The following is a 17,033-nucleotide window of genomic DNA, read 5'->3' as shown; positions in this document are numbered from 1 at the left end:
AAAGCGCGCGCGCCTTCGGGCCGCGCGCTTTTTTCATGCGCACTATAATCCTTGCTCCACCTGACAAGAAGACAACGCGACACTACCAGGAGAGACGACATGTTCAAGGCCATACTGCTCGGCAAGAAGGACGACGGCGCAACGGACGCGCAGCTGACCGAACTCGACGAGGCGCAATTGCCCGCCGACGGCGACGTCACGATACGGGTCGATTACTCCACCATCAATTTCAAGGACGGCCTCGCCATCACCGGCCGCTCGCCGGTCGTGCGCAAGTGGCCGATGGTGCCGGGCATCGACGGCGCCGGCGAGGTCATCGAGTCCAGCCACGCCGCATGGAAACCGGGCGACCGCGTCATCCTCAATGGCTGGGGCGTGGGCGAGGTCCACATGGGCTGCCTGGCGCAGCGCGCGAAGCTCAAGGGCGACTGGCTGGTGCGCCTGCCGGACGGCATGAGCGCGCGCACCGCGATGGCCATCGGCACCGCCGGCTACACGGCAATGCTGTGCGCGCTGTCCCTGCGCGAGCAGGGCGTCAAGCCGGATGCCGGCGGGATCCTCGTGACCGGCGCATCCGGCGGCGTGGGCAGCGTCGCGGTCGCCATCCTGTCCGGCTGGGGCTACCGGGTCGTCGCTTCCACCGGCAAGCTGGCGGAAAAGGAATACCTGCAGGCGCTCGGCGCGTCCGAGGTCATCGACCGCGCCGCGCTGTCCGAAGCCGGCAAGCCCCTGCAGAAGGAACGCTGGGCCGGCGTGGTGGACTCCGTGGGTTCGCATACCCTCGTCAATGCCATCGCCCAGACCCGCTACGGCGGCACGGTCACCGCCTGCGGCCTGGCGCAGGGCATGGACCTGCCCGCCTCGGTCGCGCCCTTCATCCTGCGCGGCGTGAAGCTGATCGGCGTCGACAGCGTGATGGCGCCGCAGGCGCGCCGCGTCCAGGCATGGGAACATCTCGCCCGCGACCTCGACGCCGCCAAGCTGGAACGCATCACCCAGGAAATCGCGCTCGGCGACGTCATTGCCAGGGCGCCGGAGATCCTTGCCGGCAAGGTGCGCGGACGGCTGGTGGTGGACGTCAATCGCTGAACGTCGACAACCCGCGGCAGGCCTGCGCGTTACGCCGGAATTGCGTTATATTCCCTGGACGATTCACGCCGCCGGCATCAACGCAACAACCATAGGAGAGGTCATGGTTACACTCAACATCAACGGCAAGGACATGCAGGTGGACGCCGATCCATCCACGCCCATTCTCTGGGCCTTGCGCGACAACCTCAACATGACCGGCACCAAGTTCGGCTGCGGCGCCGCCTTGTGCGGCGCCTGCACCGTGCACCTGAACGGCGAGGCCATCCGCTCCTGCGTCACGCCGATTTCGGCTGCCGCCGGTCAGAAGATCACTACCATCGAGGCGATGGAGGTCGACAAGGTCGGGCAGGCAGTGCAGGCAGCCTGGGTCAGGCACGACGTGCCCCAGTGCGGCTACTGCCAGAGCGGGCAAGTCATGAGCGCGACCGCGCTGCTGCGCGGGAACCGCAATCCCAGCGATGCCGACATCGACGCCGCCATGAGCGGCAACATCTGCCGCTGCGGCACCTACCAGCGCATCCGCGCCGCCATCAAGGATGCGGCCAAGACGCTGGCCTGAGGAGATCACCATGCATATCGACTGGATGCGGACGGACGCGCAGTCCGCCGTCAATGATTCGGCTGATGAAGCCGGCACGGCGGGCGTGTCGCGCCGCGACTTCATCAAGGCCGCCGGCGTGGTGGGCGGGGGCCTGGTCATCGGCTTCGTCGTGCCCGGCGCGCAGCGTTTCGCCCGGGCCCAGGCGCAGCAGGCGCCCTCGGCCCTCACCGCCCCCAATGCCTTCCTGCGCATCGCGCCGGACAATACCGTCACCATCGCCGTCAACCGCCTCGAGTTCGGCCAGGGCGTCAACACCAGCCTGCCGATGCTGATCGCCGAGGAACTCGATGCCGACTGGTCGCAGGTGCGTTCCGACCTCGCGCCGGCCGGCGATGCCTACAAGGACCCGCTGTTCGGCATGCAGATGACCGGCGGTTCGGGTTCGGTCGCGCATTCCTTCACGCAGTACCGCGAGATCGGCGCCAAGGCGCGCGCGATGCTGGTCACCGCCGCTGCCCAGCAGTGGAAGGTTCCCGCCGACAAGTGCGCCGCCAGCAAGGGCATGGTGATCGGCCCGGGCGGCAGGAAGGCAAGCTATGGTTCGCTCGCCGGTGCCGCGATGGAGCAGCCGGTTCCGGACAAGGTCGCGCTCAAGGACCCGAAGGATTTCCGCCTCATCGGCCACCCCACGCCGCGCCTCGACGCGCGCGACAAGTCGAGCGGCAAGCAGAAATTCGGCATCGACCACAGCCTGCCCGGCATGAAGGTCGCGGTGGTGGCGCGGCCGCCGGTGTTCGGCGCGAAGGTGGCGAAATTCGACGCCGCCAAGGCATTGGCCATCAAGGGCGTGCAGCAGGTCGTGCAGGTCGCGACAGACCGCGGCGGCAGCGGCATCGCCGTCATCGCCGACGGCTACTGGCCGGCGAAGCAGGGGCGCGACGCGCTGGTGGTGGAGTGGGATACCTCGGCCGTCGAGAAGGTAAGCAGCGAGCAGCAGATGGCCGAGTACCGCCGCCTCGCCGCCACGCCGGGCATCGTTGCCCGCGACGCGGACATCTCGAAGCTGGCGTCCGCCCCCAGGAAGATCGTTGCCGAATACAGCTTTCCCTACCTGGCCCATGCGCCGATGGAGCCGCTGAACTGCGTGATCGACCTGAAGGACGATGCCTGCACCGTCTGGGCCGGCTCACAGTTCCAGACGGTCGACCAGGGCGCGGTCGCCCGGACCGCCGGCCTCAAGCCGGAACAGGTCACGCTGCACACCATGATGGCGGGCGGCGGCTTCGGCCGGCGCGCGGTCCCGACCTCCGACTACATCGTCGAAGCGGTAAACGTCGCCAAGGCCTGGCGCGCCGCCGGCAAGAGCGGCCCGGTGAAGCTCATCTGGAGCCGCGAGGACGACATCAAGGGCGGCTACTACCGTCCGGCGCACTTGCACCGCGCCGAGCTCGGCCTCGATGACAAGGGCAACATCCTCGCCTGGAACCACACCATCGTCGGCCAGTCCATCCTCGCCGGCACGCCCTTCGAGCCCTTCATGGTCAAGAACGGCGTCGACGCCACCATGGTCGAAGGCATGGGCGAACCCTACAAGGTGCCGCTCAAGCTGTCAGTGCACAATGCCAAGGCCAACGTGCCCGTCCTGTGGTGGCGCTCGGTCGGCTCGACCCATACCGCCTTCGTGATGGAAACCCTGATCGACGAGGCAGCGCAGGCCGCCGGCATGGACCCGGTCGCCTACCGCAAGCAGCTCATCGGCAGCGAGCATCCGCGCCATCTCGCCGCGCTCGACCTGGCGGTTGCCAAGTCGGGCTACGGCAAGAAGGCCTTGCCTGCCGGCCAAGCCTGGGGCGTGGCGCTGCATGAATCCTTCCAGTCGGTCGTGGCCTACGTGGTCGAAGCCTCGGTCAAGGATGGCGTGCCGAAGCTGCACAAGGTCACCGCCGCCGTGCATTGCAACCGCGCCGTCAACCCGATGAGCATCGAGGCGCAGGTTCAGGGCGCGGCACTGATGGCGCTGGGCACGACCCTGCCCGGGGCGGCCATCACCCTGAAGGATGGCGTGGTGCAGCAGCAGAACTTCAACGATTACACCGTGGCGCGCATGCCCGACATGCCGCAGATCGCGGTGCATGTCGTGCCGTCCGCCGAGCCGCCGACCGGCATGGGCGAACCCGGCCTGCCGCCGCTGGCCCCGGCCTTCGCGAATGCGATCGCCAAGCTCACCGGCAAGCGCCTGCGGCAACTGCCCTTCGACTTGAAGTCGGCCTGAGGCGTGAAGACGATCACTGGGCCGGCCGCATGAGCGGGATGTCCGGACAGGTCGTCGGCATCCTGCTTGCCGCCGGGCGCGGATCGCGCTTCGATCCGGAGGGCGCGCGCAACAAGCTGATGCAGCCTCTGGCCGATGGCGGGACGGTGGCGGTCCGCGCCGCCGCCGCCATGCTCGGCGCCTTGCCCCGCGTGCTGGCGGTGGTTCGTCCCGGCGCCGATGTGCTTGCCGTGGCGTTGCGCGCGGCGGGCTGCGAGGTCTCCTGCTGCGCCGAGGCATCGGAAGGCATGGGTGCTTCCCTGCGTCATGCGATCGGCCTGGCGCGAGACGCCGACGGCTGGGTCATCGCCCTGGCCGACATGCCTTATGTGCAGTCATCCACCGTCCGCCTGCTCGCCGACGCCATCCGCGGCGGCGCGTCCATAGCCGCACCGACCCGCGAGGGCCGTCGCGGCAACCCGGTCGCCTTCCACCGCAACCACCTCGACGCGCTGCTCGGCCTGTCCGGCGACGAGGGCGCGCGCCGCCTGCTGCGCAGCCATCCTGTCATGGAAATCGCGGTGGACGACCCGGGCATCGCGCGCGACATCGACACGGTTGACGACCTGACATGATGCCGGGTGGACATTCCCGCCTTCCGCTACACTATGGTCTTTCGTTCCGGCCTGCGCGCGCCATCGGATGAATACCCATTTCCTCAACAAGCGTCTCTCCCACCTGCTGGGCTATGCCGGCCTGATTCCCTTCGTCGCCCTCGCGGCCGCCTGCTGGCTGGTCGACCCGAGCTGGCTCGGCGACTTCATCAAGGGCCAGCTTGCCTATGGCGTGATCATCCTGTCTTTCCTCGGCGGGCTGCATTGGGGTGCAACCATGTTGTCCGGGACGCTGTCCATCGAACAGACCCGGCGCGCCCTGCTGTGGGGCGTGACGCCGTCGCTCATCGCCTGGCTGGCGACCATGACCGGCGGATTCGGCTACGCGGTGCTGATGGCCGGCTTCATCGCGGCCTATCAGGTCGACAAGCGCACCTATCCCTGGTATCGCCTGCCCGACTGGCTGATCGACCTGCGTTTCCGCCTGACCTGCGTGGTGGTGCCGTCGCTGGCCCTGGCCGTCATGGCCGCCAACGTCCGTGGATGACCGCGGCCGACTTTTGATAGAACCGAGAATGAAGAACGCCCTTTTCTACGTCATCACCCCCAAGGATCCCGCCGCCCATCTGTTCGAGGTGACGCTGACCATCGAGACGCCCGCCGCCGACGGCCAGGTGGTGTCGCTGCCGGCCTGGATCCCGGGCAGCTACATGATCCGCGAGTTTGCCCGCAACATCGTGCGCATCCGGGCGGAATCGGGCAGGGGTGGCAAGGGCAGCGAAGTTTTGCTGGAAAAGATCGACAAGCACACCTGGCAGGCCGCGCCCTGCAAGGGTCCACTGGTGCTGACCTACGAGGTCTACGCCTGGGACCTGTCGGTGCGCGCCGCCCATCTCGACCAGACGCACGGCTTCTTCAATGGCACCAGCGTCTTCCTGTCGGCGCAGGGCATGGAGGGCATGCAGCACGTCGTGGACATCCGGCCGCCCGAAGGTGACGGCTTCCGCGACTGGCGGGTGGCGACGGCCCTGCCGGAACTGAAGGCGAAGCGCTACGGCTTCGGCACCTATGTCGCCGCCGACTACGACGAGCTGATCGACCATCCCGTCGAGATGGGCACCTTCGCGCTGGCGACCTTCAAGGCGCACGGCGTGCCGCATGACATCGTCATCACCGGCCGCGTACCCAACCTCGACATGGCGCGGCTGTCCGGCGACCTGAAGAAGATCTGCGAAGCGCAGATCGCCCTGTTCGAACCGAAGACCCGGCGCGCGCCGATGCGCCGCTACGTGTTCATGACCATGGCGGTGGGCGACGGCTACGGCGGCCTCGAACACCGCGCCTCCACGGCGCTCATCTGTTCGCGCGCCGACCTGCCGGTTACCGGCCGCAAGGAAATGAGCGACGGCTACCGCACCTACCTCGGCCTGTGCAGCCACGAGTATTTCCATACCTGGAACGTCAAGCGCATCAAGCCGGCGGTGTTCGCGCCCTACGACCTGCGCAGCGAAGGCTACACCGCGCTGCTCTGGCTGTTCGAAGGCTTCACCAGCTACTACGACGACCTGATGCTGGTGCGCTCCGGCGTGATCGACGAGGCCGCCTATTGCAAGCTGCTGTCCAAGACGGTCAACGGCGTGCTGCGCGGCAGCGGCCGCACCAAGCAGAGCGTGGCCGAATCGAGTTTCGATGCCTGGGTCAAGTACTACCGCCAGGATGAAAATTCGCCGAACGCCATCGTCAGCTATTACGCTAAGGGTTCGCTGGTCGGGCTCGGCTTCGACCTGACCATCCGGGAGCAGACGCGCGGCCGCCGGTCGCTCGACGACGTGATGCGCGCGCTGTGGGAACGCTACGGCCGCGACTTCTACGAAGGCAAGGTCCTGGGGCAGGGCATTGCCGAGGACGATGTCGAAGCCTTGTTCGAGGAGGTCACCGGCCTGAAGCTCAGGCGCTTCTTCGAGCGCCACGTGCACGGCACCGACGACCTGCCGCTCGACAAGCTGCTGGCGCCTTTCGGCATCGCCTATGCCGACGACCGCAAGGACGCCAAGCCGGCGATCGGCGTCAAGACGGGCCGCGAAGGCAATGACTGCAAGCTGGCAAACGTATACGAGGATGGCGCTGCGCACCAGGCCGGCTTGTCGGCAGGCGACATTCTCGTGGCCATCGACGGCATCCGCGTCACGCACGCCAATGTCGACGGATTGCTCGGCCGGTATCGTGTCGGCGACCTTGTCACGGTGCATGCTTTCCGGCGCGACGAACTGTTCAGCACCACGCTGGCGATCGCCCGCGACGATGCCCCCAAGGTCGTGCTGGCGGCGGAAACGAAGCCGGCTGCCGTGGTCCGCAAGCGCGGGCAATGGCTGCAGAAGGGCTGAACAAGCCTCCACGCTGTCCCCTTGGGCACAGCTCTTGCAATTCCCATGCGCTGAAATGCCTCCCATCCGGGGAGGCGGCATCCCGCCGGCGGGATGCTGTACCTTGTACAACGCGCCATGTCGCTTTTACACCCGGCACAGCAGGCGCGTTTCACCGCATGGAGAACACCAATGAACATCGCCAACGGCCTGCTGGGAAAATCGCTCGTTTCCGGCACGGTGGCCGGCATCGCCACGGCGCTGGCCGCGTCGCTCGCGGGCAAGCGCGAAACCGACTCCTATGCCGCGCCGCTCAACGCCACCAGCCACATCGTCTGGGGAAACGAGAACGCTGGGCGGCAGGATCGTGCTTCGGCGAAATTCACCCTGACCGGGTTTCTCCTGAACCACGCCTCCAGCATCTTCTGGGCGGCGATCTACGAGCGCCTGTTCGGCGGAAAGCGCAACACGTCGTCAGTGACGCCGGTGGTCGGCGCGGCGCTGGTGACCGCAGGCGCCTATGTCACCGATTATTACCTCGTGCCGAAGCGCCTAACCCCTGGCTATGAATTGCGCCTGTCCGGACGTTCGCTGGCGGTCATCTACGGCGCGCTCGCTGTCGGCCTCGTCGCCGGCCATTTGCTCAGCGACGAGCGGTGAAAAGAAAAACGGCCTGACGTGGTCAGGCCGTTTCGTGCATGGAGCATTCGCGCCGACTCTGGGTCAGCCGCGGGGTTCAGCCGAAAAGCCGCTGCAATTCCACGCCGGGCTCCGGCGCGCGCATGAAGGCTTCGCCGACGAGGAAGGCATGCACGTTCGCGTCGCGCATGCGCTTCACGTCGTTCGGCGCAAGGATGCCCGATTCGGTCACCACCAGCTTGTCGGAAGGAATGCGCGGCAGGAGGCCGAGCGTGGTGTCGAGCGAGGTCTCGAAGGTGCGCAGGTTGCGGTTGTTGATGCCCAGCAGCGGCGTCTTCAGCTTGAGGGCGGCGTCCAGTTCCTCGCCGTCGTGCACTTCCACCAGCACGCTCATGCCGAGGTCGAGCGCGCAGGCTTCGAGTTCGGCCATCAGGCCGTGGTCGAGCGCGGCCACGATCAGCAGGATGCAGTCCGCGCCCCAGGACCGCGCTTCATAGACCTGGTACAGGTCGACCATGAAATCCTTGCGCAGCACCGGAATGCCGCAGGCGGCGCGCGCCTGCTCCAGGTAGGCGGGCGAACCTTGGAAGAACTGCACGTCCGTCAGCACCGACAGGCAGGCCGCGCCGTGGCTGGCATAGCTCTCGGCGATCTGCGCCGGCAGGAAACGTTCGCGCAGCACGCCTTTCGAAGGCGAGGCCTTCTTCACCTCGGCGATGACGCCGGCCTGGCCGGCGGCGATCTTGCCGCGCAGGCTGGCTTCGAAACCGCGCAGGCCGGCGCGCAGGTCGCGGTCGCTTTCCACGTCGCGGCGCAGGCTGGCGAAGTCGCGGTTCTTCTTGGCGGCGGCGACTTCATCCGCCTTGACGTCGAGGATTTTTTGCAGGATGTCGGACATGATGAATCAGGCAGGGTTGGCAGCGCCGATCCGCTGCGTCACTTTCACGAATTGATTGAGCTTGTTGCGCGCCGCGCCCGAGGCGATGACCTCGCGCGCCGTGTTGAGTCCTTCGCCGATGGATGGGCTCAGGCCCGCTGCGTACAGGGCGGTGCCGGCGTTGAGCACGACGATGTCGCGCACGGGGCCGGGGCGGTTGTCGAGCGCCTCGAAGATTTTTTCCTTGGACTCCGCCGCGCCCGACACCTTCAGGTTGCGGCTGGCGACCATCTGCAGGCCGAAGTCTTCGGGATGGATTTCGTATTCGCGCACTTCGCCGTTGACCAGCTCGCCGATCATGGTGCCGGCGCCGAGCGAGACCTCATCCATGTTGTCGCGTCCCCAGACCACCAGCGCATGCTGGGCGCCGAGGCGTTGAAGCACCCGCACCTGGATGCCGACGAGGTCGGGATGGAACACGCCCATCAGGATGTTGGGCGCGCCGGCGGGATTGGTCAGCGGGCCGAGGATGTTGAAGATGGTGCGCACGCCCAGTTCCTTGCGCACCGGCGCGGCATGCTTCATCGCCGCGTGGTGGTTGGGCGCGAACATGAAGCCGATTCCGGTTTCCTCGATGCAGTCGGCCACTTGTGCCGGCTGGAGGTTGATGTTCGCGCCGAGGGCTTCGAGCACGTCCGCGCTGCCCGAGGAGGAGGACACGCTGCGTCCGCCATGCTTGGCCACGCGCGCGCCCGCCGCGGCGGCCACGAACATCGACGCCGTGGAAATGTTGAAGGTATGCGCGCCGTCGCCGCCGGTGCCGACGATGTCGAGCAGGCCGCTCGCGTCCTTCAGCGGCACCTTGGTCGCGAATTCGCGCATCACGGTGGCCGCGGCGGCGATCTCGCCGATGGTTTCCTTCTTCACCCGCAGGCCCATGGTGAGGGCGGCGATCATGACGGGCGACATCTCGCCGCTCATGATCCTGCGGAACAGCGACAGCATTTCGTCGTGGAAGATCTCGCGGTGTTCGATACAGCGGATCAGCGCTTCCTGTGGCGTAATCGGCATCGTGTCAGCCTTTCTGTGGCTCGATCCGGCGCCCGGCCTCGGCCGGGGCGCGCGTTCGAAGGGAGTCGGTCGGGTCAGCGCGTCGGCGAGCGCAGGTCGAGGAAGTTCTTGAGCAGCGCATGGCCATGCTCGGAAAGAATGGACTCGGGATGGAACTGCACGCCCTCGACCGCGAATTCCTTGTGCCGCACGCCCATGATTTCCCCGTCCTCCGTCCAGGCCGTCACTTCCAGGCAATCCGGCAGCGACTCGCGCTCGATCGCCAGCGAGTGGTAGCGGATCACGGTGTACGGATCGGGCAGGTCCTTGAACACGCCCACGCCGGTGTGGTGCAGCACCGAGGTCTTGCCATGCATGACCTGCTTGGCCCTGATCACCTTGCCGCCGAAGGCCGCGCCGATGCCCTGGTGGCCCAGGCAGACGCCGAGGATGGGCAGCTTGCCCGCAAATTCCTTCAGCACCGGCACCGATACGCCGGCTTCGTTGGGCGTGCACGGCCCGGGGGAAATGCAGATGCGGTCCGGCTTCATGGCCGCGATCTGTTCCAGGGTGATCTCGTCGTTGCGGAAGGTCCGCACGTCTTCGCCCAGTTCGCCGAAGTACTGGACGAGGTTGTAGGTGAAGGAGTCGTAGTTATCGATCATCAGCAACATGTCAGAACTCCCCGTCCAGTCCGTCTTGCACCTGCTCGGCCGCGCGCAGCACGGCGCGCGCCTTGTTTTCCGTTTCCTGCCATTCCATCTCGGGCACCGAGTCGGCGACCACGCCGGCCGCGGCCTGCACGTAGAGCGTGCCGTCCTTGATGACGCCGGTGCGGATGGCGATTGCAAGGTCCATCTCGCCGCCGAAGGACAGGTAGCCGCAGGCGCCGCCGTAGATGCCGCGCTTGGTCGGCTCGAGTTCGTCGATGATTTCCATGGCCCGCACCTTAGGCGCGCCCGATAGCGTGCCGGCCGGGAAGGTGGCCTTGAGCACGTCGAGGTTGGACTGCTCCGGCTTGAGGATGCCTTCGACGTTCGAAACGATGTGCTGCACGTGCGAGTATTTTTCGATGACCAGCTTGTCGGTGACCTTCACGCTGCCGGTCTCGGCGATGCGGCCGATGTCATTGCGCGCCAGGTCGATCAGCATGACGTGCTCGGCGATTTCCTTCGGGTCGGCCAGCAGTTCCTTGGCCAGCTGGGCATCCTTTTCCGGCGTCGAACCGCGCGGACGGGTGCCGGCGAGGGGGCGGATCGTGACCTTCTTCTTGCCTTCGTTGGTCTGCTCGTTGCGCACCAGGATTTCAGGCGAGGCGCCGACGATCTGCATGTCGCCGAAGTTGTAGAAGTACATGTAGGGCGAGGGATTCAGCGAACGCAGCGCGCGGTAGAGCGACAGCGGCGAATCCACGTAGGACTTCTTCAGGCGCTGGCCGACCTGCACCTGCATCAGGTCGCCGGCCATGACGTATTCCTTGGCCTTGTCGACCGCCTTGAGATAATCCGCCTTGTCGAACTCGCGCACGGTCTCGGTGCGCACCGAGGCGGAGGTGACCGGCACGTCGACAACCCGGCGCAGCATCGCGCGCAGGTCCTTCAGGCGCTGGCGCGCCTTGGAATAGGCTTCCGGCTGGCCCGGGTCGGCATAGACGATGAGGTAGAGCTTGCCGGAGAGGTTGTCGATGACCGCCAGCTCCTCGGTCACCAGCAACTGGATGTCGGGCAGGCCGAGGTCATCGCGGGGCGTGGAGTGGGCGAGGCGCTTCTCGATGTGGCGCACGGTGTCGTAGGCGAAGTAGCCGGCCAGGCCGCCGCAGAAGCGCGGCATGCCGGGGCGGATCGCCGCCTTGTAGCGCGCCTGGAATTCGGCGATGAAGTCCAGGGGATTGCCCTGGTAGGTTTCCACCACCTCGCCGTGCCTGACCACCTCGGTGCGCTCGCCGAAGCTGCGCATCAGCGTCGTGGCCGGCAGGCCGATGAAGGAATAGCGGCCGAAGCGCTCGCCGCCGACGACGGATTCGAGCAGGAAGGTGTTGCGTCCGGTGTTCTGGGTCTGGGCCAGCTTCAGGTAGAGCGTGAGCGGCGTTTCCAGGTCGGCGAAAGCCTCGGCGATCAGCGGAATGCGGTTGTAGCCTTGCGTGGCCAGCGATTTGAATTCGAGTTCGGTCATGTTTCTCTCCGGGCGCTATTGTAGACGAGGCGCCTTATGGAAGGGGTGTTTGCAGAAAACGTTGCCGGCCAGGCAAAGTGAAACGCATGCGGCCAGCGGCGATCGGGGTCTCAGTTGGACCAGGATTGCCAGCGTCGCCACAGCCAGGCCTCGAATTGGCCTGGAGCGGTCACGGTACGTTTTTTGCCGAGAAACATGCGTGGTTGTCGTGTACGGAGTCGAAGGATCAAGCGGCGATGAGCCGCGCCGCATCGAGCAGCGTGGGAACTATACCATCGGAATCGACGCCGTGTATAGATTCGCCATGGTTATAGCCGTAGGGCACGTTCAGCACCCTGCAACCCGCCGCGCGCGCCGCCTGCGCATCATTGGACGAGTCGCCGATCGCCACGACCTGCGCCGGCGGCAGGCCGAAATCCTCGCAGACCTGCAGCAGGGGCAGGGGATCGGGCTTCTTCCGCGGCAGCGAATCGCCACCGTAGACGATCTCGAAGTAGTGCCTCAGGCCGGACTTCTCCAGCAGCGGCACCGCGAAATCGACCGGCTTGTTGGTCACGCAGGCCAGCCGCAGGCCCTTGCCGCGCAAGGCATCGAGGCCTTCCCGCACGCCGGGGTAGATGGACGAAAAGTCGCCATTGATCGCCAGGTAATGCTTGAGGTAGGACGCCAGCGCCTGCGCGAAATGCGTGTCCGCGCCGCCCTCGTCGAAATCCACTGCCAGCACCCGGCGGATCAGGTTTTCGGTGCCCTTGCCGACGAAATGCGTGATGGTCTCGATGTCCAGCGGCGGCAGGCCGAGCTCGTCGCGCATGCGGTTCACCGCGACATGGAAGTCGGGCGCCGTATGGATCATGGTGCCGTCGAGGTCGATGATGGCGGCCCGGATGCCGGGAAGCATGGCGGCGTCCTGCATGGTCAGCCCTGCGCCAGTTGCGCGCGCATGGCGTCGATCACCGCCTTGTAGTCCGGCTTGCCGAAGATGGCCGAGCCGGCGACGAAGGTGTCCGCGCCGGCGCGCGCCGCCTCGGCGATGTTCTCGACCTTGATGCCGCCGTCGACTTCCAGCATGATGTCGCGGCCCGAGGCGTCGATGCGCTGGCGGACGGCGGCGATCTTCTTCAAGGCTTCCGGAATGAAGGACTGGCCGCCGAAGCCCGGGTTGACCGACATGATCAGGATGATGTCCAGCTTGTCCATCACATGATCGAGATGGTGCAGCGGCGTTGCCGGGTTGAACACCAGGCCGGCCTTGCAGCCGTTGTCGCGGATCAGCTGCAGCGAGCGGTCGATGTGTTCCGATGCTTCCGGGTGGAAGGTGATGATGTTCGCGCCCGCCTTGGCGAAATCGGGAATGATGCGGTCCACCGGCTTGACCATGAGATGCACGTCGATCGGCACCTGCACGTGCGGACGGATGGCTTCGCAGACGAGCGGGCCGATGGTCAGGTTGGGAACGTAATGGTTGTCCATCACGTCGAAATGGATGATGTCCGCGCCGGCCGCGACGACGTTGCGGACTTCCTCGCCCAGGCGGGCGAAATCGGCGGACAGGATGCTCGGGGCGATACGGTAGTTGGGCATTGCAGATCAAGCCAGGTTGATGGGAATGCGGTATTTTACCCGTTCATCCGTTCCGGCCCCGCGTCCGCCACTTGCGCGCCTCCAGGATTTGCTGTGCAATGCCGGACCGGCCGCTTCGACACCGTGCGTCGCGCGGACTGCATCACAACAAAAACAACAGGGAACATCATGGCTGCCTACGAATTCAGCATTTCGGTCAAGACCGAATACCTTTCCGAGCAATCCGATCCCGAGCGGTCGAATTATGTCTTCGCCTACACCATCACCATCAAGAATACCGGCCAGATGCCGGCGCAGCTCATTTCCCGGCATTGGGTCATCGTGGATGCCGACGACGAGGTCCAGGAAGTGCGCGGCCTCGGCGTCGTCGGGCACCAGCCCTTCCTGAAACCCGGCGAGGAATTCGAATACACCAGCGGCACCTCGCTAGCCACGCCGCAAGGCACGATGTCCGGCACCTACTTCTGCGTGGCCGAGGACGGCGCGCAGTTCGAGGCCCGGATTCCGGAATTCGTGCTGTCGCTGCCGCGCACGCTGCACTGACTGCCAATTCCTCGCCGCGCCTCGCGGTCCGGGCTCAGGATGACGGTTCATCCTCGCGCGGCAGGGATTTCCGTTGCGCCGGACGCGAAGGTTTTTTGCCTGCGAACATCGTCCACCATACAATGAACACCAGCAGAAACAGGGCGAAGCCCGCCTCCAGGATCAATACCCACATCGTGTTCTTTCATGTCATTGAAACGCTTTAGTTTACCCGTAATGGCTGCGCTCGCCAGCCTCGTGATTTCCGCCTGTACCACCACGCCGCCCGCCCCGGTTCCGCCGCCGGCGGCCGGCAAGCCGCCCGTTCCCGGGACACAGGTTCCGCCCACCGGCCAGCCCGCCCCGCCCGAAGCGCCCAGGGAAGTGCTGCGGCCGGCCAGCTTCGGCGCCCTGCCGGGCTGGACCCAGGATGACCTGCGCCAAGCATGGCCGGCCTGGCTGGCGTCGTGCGACGCGCTCATCCGCAAGCCCGAGTGGACCGAACCTTGCTCGATTGCCAAGACGGTGGACGCCGGCAGCAACCCGGCCATCCGCACCTTCATGGAAGCCTTCTTCACGCCTTACCAGGTCATCAATCCGGATGGCAGCGACGCCGGGCTCGTGACCGGTTATTACGAACCCTTGCTGAAGGGCGCGCGGAAGAAGGGCGGTCCGTTCCAGATTCCCCTGCATCGGGTTCCCGACGACCTGCTGACCATCGACCTGTCGAGCGTCTATCCTGAACTGAAGAACATGCGCCTGCGCGGCCGCGTCGTGGGAAACAAGGTCATTCCCTACTATCCACGTGCCGAGCTGGCGCAGTCCGGCGCGCTGAGCGGCAAGGACCTGGTGTGGGTGGATGATGCGATCGAAGCCTTCTTCCTGCAGGTGCAAGGCTCCGGGCGCGTCCAGCTCGCCGACACCAGGGAAACCATCCGCGTGGCCTATGCCGACCAGAACGGATATCCCTACAAGTCGATCGGCCGCTACCTGGTCGACAAGGGCGAGATGACGCTCGAGCAGGCGTCCGCGCAAGCCATCCGGTCCTGGTACATCGCCCATCCCGAGCGCCGCCAGGAATTGCTGAACGCCAATCCGAGCTATGTATTTTTCAAGGAAGAAAAGATCGCCGATCCCTCGAAGGGCCCGAAAGGCGCCCTGGGCGTGCCCTTGACCCCGCAACGCTCGATCGCCGTCGATCCGCAGTTCATTCCGCTCGGGGCGCCTGTCTTCCTGTCCACAACGCTGCCCAATCGCGACGAGCCGCTGAGGCGCCTGGTCATGGCACAGGATACGGGCGGCGCCATCCGCAATCCGGTGAGAGCCGATTTCTTCTGGGGTTTCGGCGCCGAAGCGGGCGACAAGGCAGGCAAGATGAAGCAGCGCGGTTCCATGTGGGTATTGCTGCCCAAGCTCATGCCGCTGCCCCGCACGGCGGCGCGCTGAGAATGCATTTCTTTCCAGGCGCCGCTGGCGCCCGGAAAGGATGGACTGCTCAGGAGAGGGTAGAGGTCGGGGCGGTCGTGCCGCGCATCATCTGCATCGCCGCGGCGAGCGAGGCATCCATGGTCGAAGTATGGAAGGCCAGCCATTGCGGCAGGAGTTCGTCGACCACCCGGCGTCCGGTTGCCAGATCGCCATGCATGACCATGCCGTGCACGTGGTGCAATCCGCCGAGGACGCGCGCGTGCTGCTCGCGATGCGTGGCAAGGCCGGCATAGTTGCAGTCTTCCATCCATTGTTCTTCCCGCTGGAACACGCGTTCGACCTTGCGCACGAGCTCCGAATAGCCGCGTCCGAATTCAGCGTCCGTTGCGAGCGAGAGCTCTTCCAAGGTTGAGAACAGCTCGCGATGCATCGTTTCCATGTTGGTGACTCCGGGAAAATGGTGGTTGTCGGCTGGGTAATGTCGATCGGTGGAGCATCTGCCTCCCCGGGTCATCTTTTTAGCGGGAAATGCTGAAAGACGCGGGAGGCGCGGCGTGCTCCATCTTTTTGATTGGCGGACCAGTGCTCTGGTGAAAATCGGACCGGTGTGGGTATCATGCTAATGGGTCACGGTGGAATCGGTTTGAGCCATGTCAAATGCGAACCCCGCGCTTTACCCCTGCGGCATGAATGTACAATTGCCCTTTCGTCATTCCTTCCACCGGAGTCCACGCATGGCTTACGAAACGATTATCACCGAGGTAAATGGCAAGACCGGGTTGATCCGCCTGAACCGGCCGAAAGCGCTGAACGCGCTCAACGACCAGCTGATGGACGAGCTCGGTGCGGCCCTCGGCGCCTTTGACTCGGACGACGGCATCGGCTGCATCGTCATCACAGGAAGCGAAAAGGCGTTCGCCGCCGGCGCGGACATCGGCGCCATGGCGAAATTCACCTACATGGATGTCTTCAAGGGCGAGTACATTACGCGCAACTGGGAGCAGATCCGCCGCGTGCGCAAGCCCGTCATCGCCGCCGTCGCCGGTTATGCGCTCGGCGGCGGCTGCGAGCTCGCGATGATGTGCGACTTCATCATCGCGGCCGAGACGGCGAAGTTCGGCCAGCCTGAAATCAAGCTCGGCACGATGCCCGGCGCAGGCGGAACCCAACGCCTGCCGCGCGCCGTCTCCAAGGCGAAGGCGATGGATCTCTGCCTTACCGCCCGCATGATGGACGCGGCCGAAGCCGAGCGCGCCGGTCTCGTGTCGCGCGTCGTTCCGGCGGACAAATTGATGGAAGAGGCGTTGGCCGCCGCGGCGACGATTGCTTCGATGTCATTGCCCTCCGTCATGATGATCAAGGAATCCATCAACCGCGCCTACGAGACGACGCTCGCAGAGGGCGTGCAGTTCGAGCGCCGGCTTTTCCACAGCACCTTCGCGACCGAAGACCAGAAAGAGGGGATGGCGGCATTCGTCGAAAAGAGAGCGCCGGCCTTCAAGAACCAGTGACGTCAGCCCGGCGATGGTGATGTGGCGCATGCCGGCAACGATCTGCTCTATGGCAATTTGGCCGGCATTCTTTTCTCCGATCGAAATGCGGCGAAGTGCTTGACGAGAGGAAGCGTGTACTGCATAATCTCGTTTCTCTGCTGCTGACGAACACAACGCTTCGCAGCGCAGCGCTCCCCGGGCAACCGGCTGGTAGCGCAAGCGGACAGATCTTTAACAAATAACAGCCGATAAGTGTGGGCGCTTGATGGGGTGCACGCCGGGCAACCGGTGTCTCACAATATATCAAGTGCTTGCACAGAATACAGGACAGTTCGCAAGGACTGGCCTAGTCAGTATTTTGAGTGAGCGACGATCGGACGTCTGCCGGGGCAACCTGGTGGAGGGAAGAT

17 protein-coding genes are annotated in these 17,033 nt (G+C 65.4%); 10 read left to right on the top strand and 7 right to left on the bottom strand.

Annotation, left to right across the window (positions count from 1 at the left end):
• Window positions 1–99 precede the first annotated feature (99 nt).
• From acuI to G3574_RS09130, 7 genes are all read left to right on the top strand, one after another.
• Complete coding sequence (gene acuI, locus G3574_RS09160) at window positions 100–1,089, top strand: acrylyl-CoA reductase (NADPH) (RefSeq protein ID WP_163962265.1); 990 nt, start codon at window positions 100–102, stop codon at window positions 1,087–1,089.
• A 103-nt stretch (window positions 1,090–1,192) separates the two neighbouring features.
• On the top strand, window positions 1,193–1,651 hold the full coding sequence (locus G3574_RS09155) for a (2Fe-2S)-binding protein (RefSeq protein WP_163962263.1): 459 nt from the start codon (window positions 1,193–1,195) through the stop codon (window positions 1,649–1,651).
• A 10-nt stretch (window positions 1,652–1,661) separates the two neighbouring features.
• Window positions 1,662–3,905 carry a xanthine dehydrogenase family protein molybdopterin-binding subunit gene (locus tag G3574_RS09150; RefSeq protein WP_163962261.1) on the top strand — a complete coding sequence of 748 codons (2,244 nt, stop codon included), beginning with the start codon at window positions 1,662–1,664 and terminating at the stop codon, window positions 3,903–3,905.
• A gap of 29 nt (window positions 3,906–3,934) precedes the next feature.
• Window positions 3,935–4,519 (top strand): nucleotidyltransferase family protein, encoded by a 585-nt coding sequence (locus G3574_RS09145; RefSeq protein WP_163962259.1) that lies wholly within the window; start codon window positions 3,935–3,937, stop codon window positions 4,517–4,519.
• Between the two features lie 67 nt (window positions 4,520–4,586).
• Window positions 4,587–5,045: a DUF3429 domain-containing protein gene (locus tag G3574_RS09140; RefSeq protein ID WP_163962256.1), complete on the top strand. Its 459-nt coding sequence runs from the start codon at window positions 4,587–4,589 to the stop codon at window positions 5,043–5,045.
• A 28-nt stretch (window positions 5,046–5,073) separates the two neighbouring features.
• Window positions 5,074–6,882: a M61 family metallopeptidase gene (locus tag G3574_RS09135; protein WP_163962254.1), complete on the top strand. Its 1,809-nt coding sequence runs from the start codon at window positions 5,074–5,076 to the stop codon at window positions 6,880–6,882.
• Between the two features lie 171 nt (window positions 6,883–7,053).
• Window positions 7,054–7,521 (top strand): hypothetical protein, encoded by a 468-nt coding sequence (locus G3574_RS09130; RefSeq protein WP_163962253.1) that lies wholly within the window; start codon window positions 7,054–7,056, stop codon window positions 7,519–7,521.
• A gap of 76 nt (window positions 7,522–7,597) precedes the next feature.
• On the opposite strand, the gene trpC is transcribed toward G3574_RS09130, so the two are convergent.
• The 6 genes from trpC to rpe form a co-directional block, all read right to left on the bottom strand.
• Complete coding sequence (trpC, locus tag G3574_RS09125; RefSeq protein WP_163962251.1) at window positions 7,598–8,398, bottom strand: indole-3-glycerol phosphate synthase TrpC; 801 nt, start codon at window positions 8,396–8,398, stop codon at window positions 7,598–7,600.
• A gap of 6 nt (window positions 8,399–8,404) precedes the next feature.
• Window positions 8,405–9,448 (bottom strand): anthranilate phosphoribosyltransferase, encoded by a 1,044-nt coding sequence (gene trpD, locus G3574_RS09120; protein WP_163962249.1) that lies wholly within the window; start codon window positions 9,446–9,448, stop codon window positions 8,405–8,407.
• A gap of 74 nt (window positions 9,449–9,522) precedes the next feature.
• The gene (locus G3574_RS09115) at window positions 9,523–10,101 is read right to left on the bottom strand and encodes an aminodeoxychorismate/anthranilate synthase component II (protein ID WP_163962248.1); all 579 of its coding nucleotides are present in this window, start codon (window positions 10,099–10,101) and stop codon (window positions 9,523–9,525) included.
• Between the two features lies 1 nt (window position 10,102).
• Window positions 10,103–11,599, bottom strand: coding sequence for an anthranilate synthase component I (gene trpE / locus G3574_RS09110; protein ID WP_163962246.1), 1,497 nt, complete (start codon window positions 11,597–11,599; stop codon window positions 10,103–10,105).
• A 226-nt stretch (window positions 11,600–11,825) separates the two neighbouring features.
• Window positions 11,826–12,512 (bottom strand): phosphoglycolate phosphatase, encoded by a 687-nt coding sequence (locus tag G3574_RS09105; protein WP_235953241.1) that lies wholly within the window; start codon window positions 12,510–12,512, stop codon window positions 11,826–11,828.
• 2 nt (window positions 12,513–12,514) lie between these two features.
• The gene (gene rpe, locus G3574_RS09100) at window positions 12,515–13,180 is read right to left on the bottom strand and encodes a ribulose-phosphate 3-epimerase (RefSeq protein ID WP_163962244.1); all 666 of its coding nucleotides are present in this window, start codon (window positions 13,178–13,180) and stop codon (window positions 12,515–12,517) included.
• A 168-nt stretch (window positions 13,181–13,348) separates the two neighbouring features.
• Between rpe and apaG the strand changes: the two genes are divergently transcribed.
• Together apaG and mltA are read left to right on the top strand one after the other, a co-directional pair.
• The gene (gene apaG, locus G3574_RS09095; RefSeq protein ID WP_163962241.1) at window positions 13,349–13,723 is read left to right on the top strand and encodes a Co2+/Mg2+ efflux protein ApaG; all 375 of its coding nucleotides are present in this window, start codon (window positions 13,349–13,351) and stop codon (window positions 13,721–13,723) included.
• Window positions 13,724–13,939: 216 nt separating this feature from the next.
• Entirely contained in the window at window positions 13,940–15,148 is a 1,209-nt protein-coding gene (gene mltA, locus G3574_RS09090; protein ID WP_235953239.1) for a murein transglycosylase A, read from the top strand.
• Between the two features lie 49 nt (window positions 15,149–15,197).
• Here the strand turns inward: mltA and G3574_RS09085 are convergent, their stop codons facing one another.
• On the bottom strand, window positions 15,198–15,569 hold the full coding sequence (locus G3574_RS09085) for a bacteriohemerythrin (protein ID WP_163962237.1): 372 nt from the start codon (window positions 15,567–15,569) through the stop codon (window positions 15,198–15,200).
• 295 nt (window positions 15,570–15,864) lie between these two features.
• Between G3574_RS09085 and G3574_RS09080 the strand changes: the two genes are divergently transcribed.
• Window positions 15,865–16,641 carry an enoyl-CoA hydratase gene (locus G3574_RS09080; protein ID WP_163962235.1) on the top strand — a complete coding sequence of 259 codons (777 nt, stop codon included), beginning with the start codon at window positions 15,865–15,867 and terminating at the stop codon, window positions 16,639–16,641.
• Window positions 16,642–17,033 lie beyond the last annotated feature (392 nt).

Source organism: Noviherbaspirillum galbum (genome assembly GCF_010974945.1).
In the GTDB taxonomy this organism is placed as follows: domain Bacteria; phylum Pseudomonadota; class Gammaproteobacteria; order Burkholderiales; family Burkholderiaceae_D; genus Noviherbaspirillum; species Noviherbaspirillum galbum.
Note: the sequence above shows the minus strand (reverse complement) of the source record. Positions and strands in the feature narration are given on the sequence as shown.